We start from the raw sequence: 16,002 nt of genomic DNA, 5'->3' as shown, positions 1-16,002 counted from the left end.
GCCTAGCGTCGTCGGCATGGCACTTCGATCACTTTCCAGGACAGCTTCCGCGACGAGCGGGCCCGGTCGCGCCCCCGCATCCGACGGCCGCGCGAGCAGCCGCCACGCACGCGGGCAGGCCCGGCGCAGACGTGCCGGTGCCCGTGCCGACGTCTCGGCGGAGGCGGTGCGGGTGCGGGCGGAGAGCCTTTTCGCCGAGCCGCAGCCGCCCCCGCCTCGTGTGCCCGTGCCCGGGTGGGCGCGGGAAGCGGAGGTGGGGATGGAGGGGGAGGAGCCACCTGCCAAGGACGTGGAGGCGCGGCCGGGCCCCTCGCGACGCGAGCGCATGGGGCTGGCCCTGCGGGAGCGGCTGCCTGTGTGGCTGCAGTCGCGGTGCGGTCTCGAACGGCGCGGCGTGGTCGCGCTCGTCGTGGTCCTCGCCGTCGCCGCGGTGTTCGCGGCGCAGCACTTCTGGTCGGGCCGGACCCAGCCCGTGCGGCCACCCGAAGTGGTGCGTGCCGCGGGTGCCGTCCCTGACCGGGGTCCGGAGCCTGCTCCGTCGCCGGGGCCTCCGGCGCAGGCGGGGCGGGCGGCGGAGAGCGGAGGGGTTGCGGGCGGCCCGGGCGGTGCGGCGGCCGCCGGGGGCGCGATCGTCGTGGACGTCAGCGGGAAGGTCCGCCGCCCCGGGGTGCACCGGCTGCCCGCCGGATCCCGGGTGGCCGACGCGTTGCGGGCGGCCGGTGGGGTGCGGCCCGGCACGGAGACGGACGGCCTCAACCGGGCACGGTTCCTCGTGGACGGCGAACAGGTGGTGGTGGGCGGGGCTGCGGCGGCCGCCGGGGCCGGTGGAGTCGGTGCCGGTGTCGGAGGCGGTGCAGGCATCGGAGGGGCGGGAGGCGCGGTTGCCGCCGGTCCGGTCGGGCTGAACACGGCGACGGCGGAGCAGCTCGACCAACTTCCGGGCGTCGGCCCCGTGTTGGCGCAGCACATCATCGACTACCGCGCGGAGCACGGCGGTTTCCGCTCCGTCGAAGAGCTCCGTGAGGTCAACGGCATCGGGGACCGGCGCTTCGCCGATCTCCAGGATCTCGTACGGCCATGACCCGCGCGGCAGTTCACCTCGCGTCGGGACACCGGCTCGGTGCCTCGAACCCCCGGCAGGAGGGCCCGGCCGACCTCCGGCTGGTGCCGCCCGCGCTCGCGGCATGGGCGTCGGCGGCACTGATGCTGGACGCCCCGCCCCGGTGGGCGATCGCCACGGTGGCGGTCTGCGTGCTGGTGGCCGGAGCGCTGATGGTGACGTGGACGGCCCGGGGGAGACGGGGGCGCGGCGGACAGGGACGGGGCGCCGGCAGGCTCGGGCAGCCGGCGGGCCGGTGGCAGTGGCGAAGGCTCTCGGTGGCCGCCGTCCTGCTCTGCACCGCCGGTTCGACGGCGTCCGCGGCCCTGCACGGCGCGGATCTGCACCGCGGCCCCGTTCCCGCGCTGGCGAGTGAGTACGCGGAAGTGGAGGCGGAGCTGGAGGTGACGTCCGACCCGCGCCGCTCCAGGCCGCGTGTCGCCCGTGCGCAGACGATGCCGCCCGCGGTCGTCCTGGACGCCGATGTCGTACGCGTCAGGGAGGCGGACGGCACGTCGACCGTGACGCGCACGCCGGTCCTGGTGGTCGTGCGGACGGAGGGCGCGGACGCGGATGCCACCGAGGGGCCCGGGCCCGGTGACGCCTGGCTCGGGTTGTTGCCGTCGACTCGGGTGCGCGTGCAGGCCCGGCTCGCTCCGCCGCTGCCGGAGGGGGACCGGGTCGCGGCGGTGCTGCGGGTGTCGGGGGAGCGGGCGCCGCGGGTGGTCGGGGCGCCATCCGGGGCGCAGCGGTTGGCGGGGAGGCTGCGGGGTGGACTGCGTGAGGCCACGGACGGGCTGCCTGCCGACGCCCGGGCGCTGCTTCCCGGGCTTGTCATCGGGGACACCTCGCGCGTGCCGGCCGAGCTGGACCAGGCATTCCGGGCGACCGACCTCACGCACCTGCTTGCCGTGAGCGGTGCGAACCTCACGATCGTTCTGGTCCTGCTCATCGGGCCGCAGGGCACGGCCCAGCGGGTCGAGCGGCGCGGCCTTGCGCCGAAGTTGGGCATTCCGTTGCGGGCGACGGCGGTGCTCGGCGGGGCGCTCACCCTCGGATTCGTCATCGTCTGCCGACCGGACCCGAGCGTGCTGCGGGCCGCGGCCTGCGGGCTGATCGCGCTCCTCGCGATCGCCACCGGGCGGCGCAGGTCCCTCGTCCCGGCGCTGGCCGCGGCGGTCCTGTTGCTGGTCCTGTATGACCCGTGGCTGGCCCGGAGTTACGGGTTCCTGCTCTCCGTTCTGGCCACCGGCGCCCTGCTCACGCTCGCGCCGCGCTGGGGAGCCGCACTGCGCGACCGAGGCGTTCCGGCGCGGCTGGCGGACGCGCTGGCCGCCGCGGCCGCGGCGCAGGCGGTGTGTGCGCCCGTCGTCGCCGTCCTCGCGGCGCGGGTGAGCCTGGTCGCGGTGCCGTGCAATCTCCTCGCGGAGTTCGCGGTCGCGCCCGCCACCGTGCTCGGCTTCGCGGCGCTCGCCGCGGCGCCGGTGGCGATGCCCGTCGCCGAGGCGGCGGCGTGGGGCGCGAGTTGGCCGACCGAGTGGATCGCGGGCATCGCCCGCACCGGGGCGGCGCTCCCAGGGAGCGGGGTCGATTGGCCGGGTGGCTGGCGCGGCGGACTCCTCCTCGCGGTGGCCACCGTCGTCCTCGTTCTGGTGGGGCGCAGGATCGTGCGGCACCCGTGGCCGGCCGCGGCCTGCGCCGCGCTCCTCTTCCTCGTGATCGTCCAGCCGCCGCCCGTCACCCGGGTCATCGCGGGTTGGCCGCCGCCGGGGTGGCGCCTGGTGATGTGCGATGTCGGGCAGGGCGATGCCACGGTGCTCGCGGCGGGGGACGGCGCGGGGGTGGTGGTCGACGCGGGGCCCGACCCGGTGGCGGTCGACCGCTGTCTGCGTTCGCTCGGGATCACGCGTGTGCCGCTCGTCCTGCTCACGCACTTCCACGCGGACCACGTCGCGGGGCTGCCGGGGGTGCTGCGGGGGCGTGAGGTGGGGGAGATCCAGACGACGGGGTTCGAGGAGCCGCCGGAGCAGGCCGCGTTCGTGCGGGAGCAGGCCGCGGCGGCGCGCGTCGCGGTGGTCCCGGCCGTGGCGGGGGAGCGGCGTCGCGCGGGGCCGCTGGACTGGCAGGTGCTGTGGCCCACGGCGGGGCCGGTGCCACGCCCCGACGGACCGAACGACGCGAGCGTCACCCTGCTCGTGCGGACGGGAGGTCTGACCCTGTTGCTCCTCGGGGACCTGGAACCGCCGGCCCAGCGGGCCCTGCTGCGCACCCCGGCCGCCGCGTCGCTCGGCTCCGTGGACGTGCTCAAGGTCGCCCATCATGGGTCGGCCCAGCAAGATCCGGAGCTGCTGCGCAGGGCGGCGCCGCGGCTGGCCCTGATCTCCTGCGGCGCCGACAACTCGTACGGGCATCCGTCGCCCGTCACCCTGGCGGCGCTGCGGGCCGGGGGAGCGCAGGTGCTGCGCACGGACACGGATGGGGCGATCGCGGTGGTGGGGTCGGGCCCGGGAGCGGAGTCGGGGTCCGGGTCGGCGCCCCGGTCGGCGCCCCGGCTCGCGGTGGCCACCCGGCCTCCTTGACCGCGACCGGCACGGAGACCGGCAACCGGCACCTGCGCCCGCCGTCCCCGACGGGCTACCGCCGGGAACCCCGTCGTGAGCTGGCAAGACATGGAGAACGGAGGGCCAATTCGGGCGGTCGCGACACTTCGCGGCGCATCGGCAGCATTCCCGTGATCTGGGTCCGTGTTGCATCGAAAGCCGCAACGGTGATCGAATGCCTCTTCGCTGCAGTTTGCAGGTGTTGTGGTGTTGTCAAGGAAGGCGGGGGTGTGTCGCGCGTGTTCGGCCGTTGGCTGGGAAACCGTACGAATCTGGCTGGACGGACGGGACCCTTGTCGGCGCTCAGGGTTCCGCCGAGCGCGGGGGTGCTCAGCTGCCGGGTGCTCGACCCGGTCAACGAACCCGTGCGGAACGCGGAGTTCGCTGTCAGTGACGCGATGGGGCGCAAGGTCGTCAGTGGGGGCACGGACCCGTTCGGTTCGTTCGTCACGGCTGTTCCGGCCGGGGACTACCGCCTCGCGGTCTCGGCGGAGGGGTTCACTCCGTACCGGGCGAGCGCCACCGTGGCGGAGGACGCGCACGCCTCGATCGGTGATGTCACGCTCCAGGTCGCCCAGCCGCCCGCGCTGCCCGAGCCCGGGGACTGGGAGGTCGACCCGCTGCACTCCTCGGTCGGCTTCACCGCGCGGCACATCGGTCTCGCCCGCATTCACGGGCGGTTCAACAGCTTCGCGGGTGCGATCCGGATGGGCGAGCGGATGGAGGAGTCCGCGATGCACGTCGTCATCGACGCGGCGTCCATCGACACCGGGGTGCAGATGCGGGACGACCATCTGCGTTCGGGCGACTTCCTCGACGTGGGGCGTTTCCCGACGATGGAGTTCTACAGCGACCGTTTCGTGCACAAGGGCGGCAGCCGCTGGGCGATATCCGGCGGCCTCACGCTGCACGGCGTGACGCGCACGGTCACGCTCGACACGGAGTACCTCGGGATCGGCAAGGGCCTCGAGGGCGAGACCCGTGCCGCCTGCCGCGCCACCACCGAGCTGCACCGCGACGACTTCACGATCACCTGGCAGACGATGCTCGCGCGCGGTATCGCCGCCGTCGGGCACAGCATCACGATCGACCTCGACATCCAGGTCGTCCCCAAGACCGGCTGACCGGCCCGATCGGCTGACTTCCCCGGCGCTACGGGGCCTCCAGCCAGCCCTCGTGCTCGGCGGCCAGTTCGTCGAGTGCCGCGGGGTCGAGCCGGGCCGCGGGGTCCTCGACGACCACCAGCCACTGGGCGTCCTCGGCGTCGTCCTCGCCGGCCAGGGCGTCACGGACGAGCTGGGGTTCCTCGGTCACGCCGAAACGGTCGGGGAGCTCTTCGGCCACCGTCTCCGCGGCATCGCGGTCGGGCAGCACCAGGACATGTCGTACGTCGGTCACCAGCCCATTCTCCGACAAGGGCCGGGCGGCTCGGAGCCGGGTGTCAGTGCCGCGTGGGATGCTTGACCGCGATGGCCAGGAAGACAGATACCGCCGACATGTCAGATCCGCTCGCCCCTCTCACGCTCGCCGTGGGGCAGGAGGACCTGCTCCTCGACCGTGCCGTGCAGCAGGTGGTCGCGGCCGCCCGCGCGGCCGACGCGGACACGGACGTGCGCGACCTCACCCCCGACCAGCTGCAGCCCGGCACGCTCGCCGAGCTGACCAGCCCGTCGCTCTTCGCCGAGCGCAAGGTCGTCGTCGTGCGGAACGCGCAGGATCTGTCGGCGGACACGATCAAGGACGTCAAGGCGTATCTCTCGTCGCCCGCCGAGGAGATCACCCTCGTCCTGCTGCACGCGGGCGGCGCGAAGGGCAAGGGTCTGCTCGACGCCGCGCGCAAGGTGGGCGCGCGCGAGGTCGCCTGCCCCAAGATGACCAGGCCCGCGGACCGGCTGTCGTTCGTGCGGAGCGAGTTCCGGACCCTGGGGCGTTCGGCGACGTCGGAGGCGTGCCAGGCGCTCGTGGACTCGATCGGCAGCGATCTGCGGGAGCTCGCCTCCGCGGTCTCGCAGCTGGCGGCGGACGTCGAGGGCACGATCGACGAGGCGGTCGTCGGGCGGTACTACACGGGGCGCGCGGAGGCCTCCAGCTTCACGGTGGCCGACCGGGCCGTCGAGGGCCGGGCCGCCGAGGCGCTCGAAGCGTTGCGCTGGTCGCTCGCGACCGGTGTCGCCCCCGTCATGATCACCAGTGCCCTCGCGCAGGGGGTCCGGGCGATCGGCAAGCTCTCCTCCGCGCGCGGTGGCCGTCCCGCGGAGCTCGCCCGTGAGCTGGGCATGCCGCCCTGGAAGATCGATCGCGTGCGGCAGCAGATGCGGGGGTGGACCCCGGACGGGGTGGCCGTCGCGATCGCCGCTGTCGCGGCGGCCGACGCGGGGGTCAAGGGTGGCGGTGACGATCCGGAGTACGCGCTGGAGAAGGCCGTGGTGGCTGTCGCCCGGGCGGCTCGGTCGGGGCGCCGCTGAGGCCTTGCCGGCCGGGGAGCGGGCTCTCTGCGGGTAGCTCTTGGCTGGTCGCGCAGTTCCCCGCGCCCCTGTCGGGGTCCTGCTGTGGTCTGGTCTCTGCGGGTAGCTCTTGGCTGGTCGCGCAGTTCCCCGCGCCCCTGAAAAGACCCCCGGCGCCCCTGAAGAGACGCCCTGGCGCCCGCGCGCCCCTGAAAAAGACCACCCAGCGCCCCCAGAACCCGAACACCCCTGGACACAGCAATGCCCCCGAAGTGGGTCCGGGGGCACTGTCGCAGCGTGGCGTACTGCGTGGTCTGTCCGCGATTCGAGGTAGAGGGCTCGAATTACCCTCGCGGGAGGATTGATCATCACCCCGGCGGATTAGCCGGGGAAGAGGCTTCAGCCCTTGAGAGCCGCGGCCTTCGTCGCAAGCGCCGACTTCTTGTTGGCGGCCTGGTTCTTGTGGATGACACCCTTGGAGACGGCCTTGTCGAGCTGGCGCGTGGCCTCACGCGTGAGCTCGGCGGCCTTCTGGGCGTCACCGGCGGCAACGGCCTCGCGGGCCTTGCGGATCGCGGTCTTCAGCGAAGACTTGACCGCCTTGTTGCGCTGACGCGCCTTCTCGTTGGTCTTGATCCGCTTGATCTGGGACTTGATGTTCGCCACGAAAGAGCCTTTTCAGGTTCAGGTACTGCAGAGGTACTGCAGATGAGTTGTATGACACGCGCCTCGATGCTTGAGAGGGCTACGAGACACAGCTGTCCACGGTACCAGGCGCCCTCCGACCGGCCCAAACCGAGCGCAGTGCGCCACCCATGGGACGATGGAAGCTACGTATAGATCCGACCCGAGGCTACAGGCGCCTCAAGAGACAGGACCCTGCGTGCCCGCGACCCCTAACAATGTGCCCGAGCCGAGCCGTACCGACCCGGCTCTGATCCGCAATTTCTGCATCATCGCGCACATCGACCACGGCAAGTCCACGCTCGCCGACCGCATGCTCCAGCTCACCGGGGTGGTGGAGCAGCGGCAGATGCGTGCTCAGTACCTCGACCGGATGGACATCGAGCGCGAGCGCGGCATCACGATCAAGTCCCAGGCGGTGCGTCTGCCCTGGGCCCCGAACGAGGGCCCGGACCAGGGCAGTACGCACATCCTCAACATGATCGACACCCCGGGCCACGTCGACTTCACGTATGAGGTCTCGCGTTCGCTCGCGGCGTGTGAGGGCACGATCCTCCTCGTCGACGCGGCCCAGGGCATCGAGGCGCAGACTCTCGCCAACCTCTACCTGGCGATGGAGAACGACCTCAAGATCATCCCGGTTCTCAATAAGATCGATCTGCCGGCCGCCCAGCCGGAGAAGTTCTCCGAGGAGCTCGCCAATCTCATCGGCTGCGACCCCGCGGACGTGCTGAAGGTCTCCGCCAAGACCGGCATGGGCGTCGAGGCGCTGCTCGACAAGGTCGTCGCCGAGATCCCGCCGCCGGTCGGCGTCGCGGACGCGCCCGCCCGCGCGATGATCTTCGACTCGGTCTACGACTCCTACCGCGGCGTCGTGACGTACGTACGAGTCGTCGACGGTCAGCTCAACAAGCGTGAGCGGATCCGGATGATGTCCACCGGTGCCACGCACGAGCTCCTCGAGATCGGCGTCTCGTCGCCGGAGATGACCTCGGCCGACGGCATCGGCGTCGGTGAGGTGGGCTACATCATCACCGGCGTGAAGGACGTCCGTCAGTCCAAGGTCGGTGACACGATCACCTCGCTGCACAAGGGCGCGACCGAGGCGCTCGGCGGCTACAAGGACCCGAAGCCGATGGTCTTCTCGGGTCTGTATCCGCTGGACGGGTCCGAGTACCCGGACCTGCGCGAGGCCCTCGACAAGCTGCAGCTCAACGACGCCGCGCTGGTGTACGAGCCGGAGACCTCGGCCGCTCTCGGGTTCGGCTTCCGTGTCGGGTTCCTGGGGCTGCTGCACCTCGATGTGATCCGTGAGCGGCTCGAGCGCGAGTTCGGGCTCGACCTGATCGCCACCGCTCCGAACGTGGTCTACCGCGTGATCATGGAGGACGGCACCGAGCACACGGTCACCAACCCGAGTGAATTCCCCGAGGGCAAGATCGACGAGGTGTACGAGCCCGTCGTACGCGCCACGATCCTCGCGCCCAGCGAGTTCATCGGCTCGATCATGGAGCTGTGCCAGAACCGGCGCGGCGTCATGCTCGGCATGGACTACCTCTCCGAGGACCGCGTCGAGATCCGCTACACGCTGCCCCTCGCCGAGATCGTCTTCGACTTCTTCGACCAGCTGAAGTCCAAGACGCGCGGTTACGCCTCGCTGGACTACGAGCCCACGGGCGAGCAGTCCGCGCAGCTCGTCAAGGTCGACATCCTGCTGCACGGCGACAAGGTCGACGCGTTCTCCGCCGTCACGCACAAGGACGCGGCGTACGCGTACGGCGTGCGGCTCGTCGCCAAGCTGCGCGAGCTCATCCCGCGCCAGGCGTTCGAGGTGCCCGTGCAGGCGGCGATCGGCTCCCGGGTCATCGCCCGCGAGACCATCCGCGCCATCCGCAAGGACGTCCTCGCCAAGTGCTACGGCGGTGACATCTCCCGTAAGCGGAAGCTGCTCGAGAAGCAGAAGGAGGGCAAGAAGCGCATGAAGATGGTCGGCTCCGTCGAGGTGCCGCAGGAAGCCTTCATCGCCGTGCTCTCCAGCGACGACAGCGGCCCCGGCAAGGCCAAGAAGTAGTCACACCGGTCGCGGCCGGGCGGCTGCCACGCGGGCCCCGTGCGCACACGCACGGGGCCCGCGGCGCGTTGCGGCGGGCCTGCCCGTTCCGGTTGGGTGTCTGTAGGAAGTGACAGGCAGCTGCCCCTTACGCACCGGGCGTCGGCGCTCTACTCTGATCACCACTCGTAGGTTACTCGCAAGTTAAACAAGTAGCCGGCAGGGACGTAAGAAGCAGCCAACCAGCCAGTTCGCCGCACTGACGTGGGCCCGGAGGATGTCGTGAGCGACACACAGACCTTGATCGAGAACCGTCCGCCCTCCGTGGCGCATCTCTTCCTGGAGCGCGTGGCGGCCACGCCGGATGCCGAGGCCTACCGCTATCCGGTTCCGGCGGCCTCCGGCGAGGGCCCCGACGAGTGGAAGACGCTCAGCTGGGCGCAGGCCGCCGACCGCGTCGACGCCATCGCGGCGGGCCTGATCGAGCTCGGTCTGCGGTCGGAGGACCGCGTCGCCCTCGCCTCGTCCACGCGTGTCGAGTGGATCCTCTGCGACCTCGGCATCATGTGCGCGGGCGCGGCCACCACGACCGTCTACCCGCAGACCAACGCCGAGGAGTCGGCGTACATCCTGGCCGACTCCGACAGCCGGGTGCTGATCGCCGAGGACGCCGCGCAGCTCGCCAAGGCACGTGAGAAGCGCGCCGACCTGCCCGAGCTGCGGCACGTCGTGGTGCTCGACGCGGACGGCGTGGAGCCAGCCGCGGACGACCCCGAGGGCTGGGTGCTCACGCTCGCCGACCTGGAGGCCCGCGGCGCCGCGCACCTGGAGAAGAACCCGGGACTCATCAAGGAGCGGATCGCGGCGATCACCGCCGACCAGCTCGCCACGATCATCTACACCTCCGGCACCACGGGCCGCCCCAAGGGCGTGCGCCTGCCGCAGGACAACTGGTCGTACATGGCCAAGGCCATCGCGGCGACCGGCCTGCTCGGCCCGGACGACGTGCAGTACCTGTGGCTGCCGCTCGCGCACGTCTTCGGCAAGGTGCTGACCTCCGGGCAGATCGAGCTCGGGCACGTCACCGCCGTCGACGGCCGCGTCGACAAGATCATCGAGAATCTGCCGGTGGTGCAGCCCACCTACATGGCGGCCGTGCCCCGCATCTTCGAGAAGGTCTACAACGGCGTCGCGGCCAAGGCGCGGGCCGGCGGCGGCGCCAAGTACAAGATCTTCCTGTGGGCCGCCGAGGTCGCCCGCGAGTACGCGAAGGTCAGCCAGGACAACTTCCGCAGGACCGGCACCGCCTCCGTGCCCTTCGGGCTGCGCGCCAAGCACAAGGCCGCCGACACCCTCGTCTACTCCAAGCTGCGCGAGGCCTTCGGCGGGCGGCTGCGCGCCGCCGTCTCCGGCTCCGCCGCGCTCGCGCCCGACATCGGCTACTTCTTCGCGGGCGCCGGCATCCACATCCTGGAGGGGTACGGCCTGACCGAGTCCTCCGCCGCCTCCTTCGTGAACCCCGGCGAGGCCTACCGCACCGGCACCGTCGGCAAGCCGCTGCCCGGCACCGAGGTGCGCATCGCGGACGACGGCGAGATCCTGCTGCGCGGCCCCGGCATCATGGAGGGCTACCACGGCCTCCCCGACAAGACCGCGGAGGTCCTGGAGTCCGACGGGTGGTTCCACACCGGGGACATCGGTGAGCTGTCCGTCGACGGCTATCTGCGGATCACCGACCGCAAGAAGGACCTGATCAAAACCTCCGGCGGCAAGTACATCGCGCCCGCCGAGGTCGAGGGCCAGTTCAAGGCCGTGTGTCCGTACGTCTCGAACATCCTGGTGCACGGCGCCGACCGGAACTTCTGCACCGCGCTGATCTCCCTCGACGAGCCCGCCATCCTGGGCTGGGCCGAGGAGAACGGCCTGGGCGGCAAGTCCTACGCCGAGGTGGTCGCCGCGCCCGCCACGGTCGAGCTCGTCGACGGCTATGTGCGGGAGCTCAACGAAGGCCTGCAGCGCTGGCAGACCATCAAGAAGTTCCGGCTCCTGCCGCGCGACCTGGACGTCGAGCACGGCGAGCTGACGCCCAGCCTCAAGCTGAAGCGCCCGGTGGTCGAGCGGGAGTACAAGCACCTGATCGAGGAGATGTACGCGGGTTCGCGCGAGGCCTGAGCGCAGGCCATCGGCCCCGGGGTCCGGGGGGCTGCTCGTACGCGGCCGGAGTGTCCCTCAGACGCTCCGGCCGCGCCGCATCTCCTGCACGAGCTCTTCCATGTGCGTCACATGGCGGCGCAGTTCGAGCACGTCCTTGAGGCTGCTCGCGGCCATATGGGTCTCGATCGCCGTCAGCCGCGCGGCCAGCTCGTCGAACTGGCGCTGCTCACGAGCCAGTATCCGCTCCAACTGCCGGTTCTTCCGGTGCAGTTCCAGGAAGACGGTGACTTTGGAGCGCAGGACCCACGGGTCGAACGGCTTGGTCAGGTAGTCCGCCGCACCCGTCGCGTAGCCACGGAAGGCGTAGCCCGCGTCGTTGTCGGTGCCCGTCAGGAAGATGATGGGCACGTCCTTGGTCTGGTCGAGCCGTTTGATGTTCGACGCGGTCTCGAAGCCGTCCATGCCGGGCATGCGGACGTCCAGGAGGATCACGGCGAATCGTTGTCTCAGAATCGCCTTCATGGCCTCCTCGCCCGAACGGGCCCGCACCAGCGGCTCGTTCAGTGACCCGAGGACGGCTTCGAGCGCCATCAGGTTGTCCTCCATGTCGTCGACCAGGAGGATGCTCGCGCGGTTGTCGGTAGCGGCCTCTGCACTCATGATCACGGTGCCTCACTCGGTTGCCGGCGGAGCAGCGCTATCTCCCTGAGCGCTGTGCTGCTCCGGAGCGACGGTCTCTGGTCGGGGGGAGGCGGACTGCTCGGCGGCTGCCGCTCCTGCGGGGTCCAGGAGGGCACAGACGACGCCGAGCAGCTGGTCCACGTCCACTGGTTTCGGTACGTAGTCGGTGGCGCCCCGGGCGATGGCCTTCTCGCGGTCCCCGGGCATGGCCTTGGCGGTGAGGGCGACGATGGGCAGGCCCCGCCAGCGCGGGCTGCGACGGATCGCGGCCATGGTTTCGTAGCCGTCCATCTCCGGCATCATGATGTCCATCAGGACGATGTCGACGTCCGGATTGCGTTCCAGCGTCTCGATGCCCTCGCGGCCGTTCTCCGCGTACAGGACGGGCATGCCGACGCGGCTCAGTACATGGGTGAGCGCGAAGACGTTGCGGATGTCGTCGTCGACGATGAGCACCCTGCGGCCCGGCAGTATGCGGCCCGCGTGCCCTTCCTTCCACTCCTCCAGCTTGGTGGGCGTGGGCCAGCTGTCGTCGGGTTCGAGGGCGGTGTGCGGCCGCAGGGCGGCCTGTTCGATGGGCTCCGGCATGTGCTGCGTGTGGGTCGCGGCGTACGCGATCGCCGCAGCGCCGTGGCCCGGGTGCACCACGGGAACGTACAGCGAGAAGGTCGAACCCTCGCCGGGTGTGCTCTCCGCGGTGATGCGGCCGCCGAGCAGGCCCGCGATCTCGCGGCTGATGGAGAGGCCGAGGCCGGTGCCGCCGTATTTGCGGTTGGTGGTGCCGTCGGCCTGCTGGAACGCCTCGAAGATCACCGGGAGTTGCTCGGGCGGGATGCCGATGCCGGTGTCCTTGACCTCGAAGCAGAGCAGGTCGTCGTTGTCGTGGACCAGCCGGTCGTGGGCGGTCTCCTTGACGCGGCTGACCCGCAGCTCGACGCTGCCGGCCGAGGTGAACTTCACCGCGTTCGACAGGAGGTTGCGCAGGATCTGCTGGAGGCGCTGCTCGTCCGAGAACATCTCGCGCGGCACGTCCTCGCCCACCGACACGTCGAAGGCGAGGCCGCGGTCGAGGGTGAGCGGGCGGAACGTCGCGTGGACGTAGTCGAGGACCTTGATCAGCGGCAGCTTCTTCGGGCGTACGTCCATCCGGCCTGCCTCGATCTTCGACAGGTCCAGGATGTCGTTGATGAGCTGGAGGAGGTCGGAGCCCGAGCGGTGGATGGTCGTCGCGAACTGCACCTCCTGGTCGGAGAGGTGGTCGTCGGGGTTGTCGGAGAGCAGCCGGGCCAGGATCAGCAGCGAGTTGAGCGGGGTGCGCAGCTCGTGCGACATGTTCGCCAGGAACTCCGACTTGTACTGGGAGCTCGTGGCGAGCAGGGCCGCCTTCTCCTCGAGCGCGGCGTTCGAGCGGCGCAACTCGCCCTGTTGGCGCTGGAGTTCGTCCGAGCGCTCCTGGAGCTGGGTGGCAAGGCGCTGCGACTCGCCGAGCAGCGACTCGGTGCGGGAGTTGGCGATGATGGTGTTGATCGCGACGCCGATGGTGTTCACGAACTGGTCGAAGAAGGCCAGGTGGACATCGGAGAAGCGGGAGAACGTGGCGAGCTCGATGACGCCGAGCAGCTTGTCCTCGAAGAGGATCGGGATGATCACGACGGTGGCGGGGGCCGCGTCGCCGAGCCCCGAATGGATCTTGATGTAGTCCGGCGGGACCTCCTCGACCAGGATGCGCTTCTTCTCCAGCGCGGCCTGGCGCACCAGGCCCTGCGCGGGCATCCCGCCGGTGTCGACGACCGAGCCCTGCGCCGCGCCGTACCCCGCGATGAACGCGAGGCCCTTCGCGGTGACCTGGGTGGGCGCCGGGCTCTCGGCGGTGTCCGGGTCGGCGAGGAAGAACGCGCCGTACTGCGCGTTCACCAGTGGCGTCAGCTCGCGCAGGATCAGGTCGGCGACCTCCATCAGGTCGCGGTGGCCCTGCATCAGGCCCGCCAGGCGGGCCAGGTTGGACTCCAGCCAGTCCTTCGCGCGGGTGGTCTCGCGGAGGTTGGACACCATGAGGTTGATGTTGTCCTTGAGGTCGGTGACCTCGCCGCGCGTCTCCACGGTGATGGCGCGGGTCATGTCGCCCTGGGCCACGGCGGAGGCGACCTCGGCGATGGCGCGGACCTGGGTGGTCAGGTTCAGCGCCAGCTCGTTCACGTTCGTCGTCAGGCGCTTCCAGGTGCCGTACACGCCCTCGACCCGGGCCTGCCCGCCGAGCTGACCCTCGGAGCCGACCTCGCGGGCCACGCGGGTGACCTCGGAGGAGAACGAGGACAGCGTGTCCACCATGGTGTTGATGGTGGTCTTCAGCTCCAGGATCTCGCCGCGCGCGTCCACGTCGATCTTCTTGGACAGGTCGCCCTGCGCCACGGCCGTCGCGACCTGCGCGATGTTGCGGACCTGCCCGGTGAGGTTGTCCGCCATGTAGTTGACGTTGTCGGTGAGGTCCTTCCACACCCCGGACACACCGAGGACCTGCGCGCGGCCCCCAAGCCTGCCGTCCGTGCCGACCTCGCGGGCGACGCGGGTCACCTCGTCGGCGAAGGCACGCAGCTGCTCCACCATCGTGTTGACGGTGTCCTTCAGCTCCAGGATCTCGCCGCGCGCCGTGACCGTGATCATCTTGGAGAGGTCGCCGTTGGCGACGGCGGTGGTGACCTGGGCGATGTTGCGGACCTGGGAGGTGAGGTTCGACGCCATGAAGTTGACGTTGTCCGTGAGGTCCTTCCACACGCCCGAGACGCCCCGCACCTGCGCCTGACCGCCGAGGTTGCCCTCGGTGCCGACCTCGCGGGCGACACGGGTGACCTCGTCGGCGAAGGCGGACAGCTGGTCGACCATCGTGTTGATCGTCGACTTCAGCTCCAGGATCTCGCCCTTCGCCTCGACCGTGATCTTCTTCCCGAGGTCGCCCTGGGCCACGGCCGTCGACACGAGCGCGATGTTCCGCACCTGGGAGGTGAGGTTGTCGGCCATGAAGTTGACGTTGTCGGTGAGGTCCTTCCATACGCCGGATACGCCCCGCACCTGGGCCCGCCCGCCGAGGTTGCCCTCGGTGCCGACCTCGCGGGCCACACGCGTCACCTCGTCGGCGAAGGCGGAGAGCTGATCCACCATCGTGTTCACCGTCGACTTCAGCTCCAGGATCTCGCCCCGGGCGTCGACGGTGATCTTCTGGCTCAGGTCGCCGTTGGCGACGGCGGTGGTCACCTGGGCGATGTTGCGGACCTGGGAGGTGAGGTTCGACGCCATGAAGTTGACGTTGTCGGTGAGGTCCTTCCACACGCCGGACACCCCGCGCGCCTGCGCGCGGCCGCCCAACTGGCCCTCCGTACCGACCTCGCGCGCCACCCGCGTCACCTCGGCGGCGAACGCGGAGAGCTGCTCCACCATCGTGTTCACGGTCAGCTTCAGTTCGAGCAGCTCGCCCGTGGCCTCCACGGTCACCGTGCGGGTCAGATCGCCCTGCGCCACCGCCGTGGTGACGAGGGCGATGTCCCGCACCTGCGCGGTGAGCCGGGACGCCATCGTGTTGACGGCCTCCGTCACGTCCCGCCAGCTGCCCGAGAGCCCGCGCACCTTGGCACGCCCGCCCAGCCGCCCCTCCGTGCCGACCTCACGGGCGACACGCGTGACTTCACCCGTGAAGAGGGACAGCTGATCGACCATCGTGTTGACGGCACGCCCCAGACGGCGTAAATCACCCCGCAGCTCACGCGTGCCGTCGTGCAGGTCGACGCGCTGCGTCAGGTCGCCGCCGGCCACCGCGTTCAGCACCCGGGTGGCGTTCGCCGCCGGCGCGACCAGCGCGTCCAGCAGCGTGTTGACCTCCGAGACGCGCGCCGCCCAGCGGCCCTGCCCCGGGCTCGCGCCGAACCGCTCGTCCAGGCGGCCGTGCCGTATGATCTCGCGGCGCACGCGGACCAGTTCGCCGTCGAAGTGCAGCGACCGGTCGAGCATCTCGTTGAAGACCGTGTACAGCTCGGCGGTGATGCCCTCGCCGACCGGTGCGACCTTGTTGAAGTCCCCGTCCCGCGCGGCGCGCATGGCGGCGAGAAGCGGGCGCAGCTGACAGGCGACCGATTCCGTGCCGGCGTCGGACTTCTGCGCGGGGACCGTGACCAGGTCCCGACCGAGCGCAGGCATAGCACTGTTCTCACTCATAACGGCCCACTTCAGTGACTCGGCGCTTATGGGCGTAGCCAGTCTGTCACTCTGTCGGTGTCGCCTGAGGCGCATTTGCCCGAACTG

10 protein-coding genes are annotated in these 16,002 nt (G+C 70.8%); 6 read left to right on the top strand and 4 right to left on the bottom strand.

The features are described 5' to 3' along the window. The first annotated feature begins 16 nt into the window (after positions 1 to 16). From ACI2L3_RS02030 to ACI2L3_RS02020, 3 genes are all read left to right on the top strand, one after another. Complete coding sequence (locus ACI2L3_RS02030; RefSeq protein ID WP_404750354.1) at positions 17 to 1,081, top strand: helix-hairpin-helix domain-containing protein; 1,065 nt, start codon at positions 17 to 19, stop codon at positions 1,079 to 1,081. Further along, positions 1,078 to 3,678 carry a ComEC/Rec2 family competence protein gene (locus ACI2L3_RS02025; protein ID WP_404750353.1) on the top strand — a complete coding sequence of 867 codons (2,601 nt, stop codon included), beginning with the start codon at positions 1,078 to 1,080 and terminating at the stop codon, positions 3,676 to 3,678. The genes ACI2L3_RS02030 and ACI2L3_RS02025 overlap by 4 nt, the downstream gene beginning before the upstream one ends. 260 nt (positions 3,679 to 3,938) lie before the next feature. Beyond that, a complete protein-coding gene (locus ACI2L3_RS02020; RefSeq protein WP_404750692.1) occupies positions 3,939 to 4,823 on the top strand; it encodes a YceI family protein in 885 nt (294 codons plus the stop codon). A gap of 28 nt (positions 4,824 to 4,851) precedes the next feature. Here ACI2L3_RS02020 and ACI2L3_RS02015 read toward each other — a convergent pair whose 3' ends face one another. Then, positions 4,852 to 5,097: a hypothetical protein gene (locus tag ACI2L3_RS02015; protein ID WP_398297690.1), complete on the bottom strand. Its 246-nt coding sequence runs from the start codon at positions 5,095 to 5,097 to the stop codon at positions 4,852 to 4,854. A 71-nt stretch (positions 5,098 to 5,168) separates the two neighbouring features. Between ACI2L3_RS02015 and holA the strand changes: the two genes are divergently transcribed. Next, on the top strand, positions 5,169 to 6,164 hold the full coding sequence (gene holA, locus ACI2L3_RS02010; protein ID WP_404750352.1) for a DNA polymerase III subunit delta: 996 nt from the start codon (positions 5,169 to 5,171) through the stop codon (positions 6,162 to 6,164). 378 nt (positions 6,165 to 6,542) lie between these two features. Here holA and rpsT read toward each other — a convergent pair whose 3' ends face one another. Continuing rightward, the gene (gene rpsT / locus ACI2L3_RS02005) at positions 6,543 to 6,809 is read right to left on the bottom strand and encodes a 30S ribosomal protein S20 (RefSeq protein WP_362995727.1); all 267 of its coding nucleotides are present in this window, start codon (positions 6,807 to 6,809) and stop codon (positions 6,543 to 6,545) included. Positions 6,810 to 7,026: 217 nt separating this feature from the next. Here rpsT and lepA point away from each other — a divergent pair, with 217 nt between their 5' ends. Then, the gene (gene lepA / locus ACI2L3_RS02000) at positions 7,027 to 8,898 is read left to right on the top strand and encodes a translation elongation factor 4 (protein ID WP_362995725.1); all 1,872 of its coding nucleotides are present in this window, start codon (positions 7,027 to 7,029) and stop codon (positions 8,896 to 8,898) included. 261 nt (positions 8,899 to 9,159) lie between these two features. Then, positions 9,160 to 11,049 carry an AMP-dependent synthetase/ligase gene (locus ACI2L3_RS01995; RefSeq protein WP_404750351.1) on the top strand — a complete coding sequence of 630 codons (1,890 nt, stop codon included), beginning with the start codon at positions 9,160 to 9,162 and terminating at the stop codon, positions 11,047 to 11,049. 57 nt (positions 11,050 to 11,106) lie between these two features. Here ACI2L3_RS01995 and ACI2L3_RS01990 read toward each other — a convergent pair whose 3' ends face one another. Both ACI2L3_RS01990 and ACI2L3_RS01985 read right to left on the bottom strand, forming a co-directional pair. Continuing rightward, on the bottom strand, positions 11,107 to 11,691 hold the full coding sequence (locus ACI2L3_RS01990; protein ID WP_404750350.1) for a two-component system response regulator: 585 nt from the start codon (positions 11,689 to 11,691) through the stop codon (positions 11,107 to 11,109). Positions 11,692 to 11,703: 12 nt separating this feature from the next. After that, on the bottom strand, positions 11,704 to 15,798 hold the full coding sequence (locus ACI2L3_RS01985; RefSeq protein ID WP_404750691.1) for a HAMP domain-containing protein: 4,095 nt from the start codon (positions 15,796 to 15,798) through the stop codon (positions 11,704 to 11,706). Positions 15,799 to 16,002 lie beyond the last annotated feature (204 nt).

The sequence above is a fragment of the Streptomyces sp. NPDC029674 genome, from assembly GCF_044903205.1.
In the GTDB taxonomy this organism is placed as follows: Bacteria; Actinomycetota; Actinomycetes; order Streptomycetales; family Streptomycetaceae; genus Streptomyces.
This window is presented reverse-complemented; position numbering and strand designations above follow the sequence as displayed.

Coding starts and splice junctions, on each gene's coding strand:
- holA (WP_404750352.1), top strand. CDS start 5,169: ATGGCCAGGAAGACAGATACCGCCGACATGTCAGATCCGCTCGCCCCT.
- ACI2L3_RS01985 (WP_404750691.1), bottom strand. CDS start 15,798: ATGCGCGCCGCGCGGGACGGGGACTTCAACAAGGTCGCACCGGTCGGC.
- ACI2L3_RS01990 (WP_404750350.1), bottom strand. CDS start 11,691: ATGAGTGCAGAGGCCGCTACCGACAACCGCGCGAGCATCCTCCTGGTC.
- ACI2L3_RS02025 (WP_404750353.1), top strand. CDS start 1,078: ATGACCCGCGCGGCAGTTCACCTCGCGTCGGGACACCGGCTCGGTGCC.
- ACI2L3_RS02030 (WP_404750354.1), top strand. CDS start 17: ATGGCACTTCGATCACTTTCCAGGACAGCTTCCGCGACGAGCGGGCCC.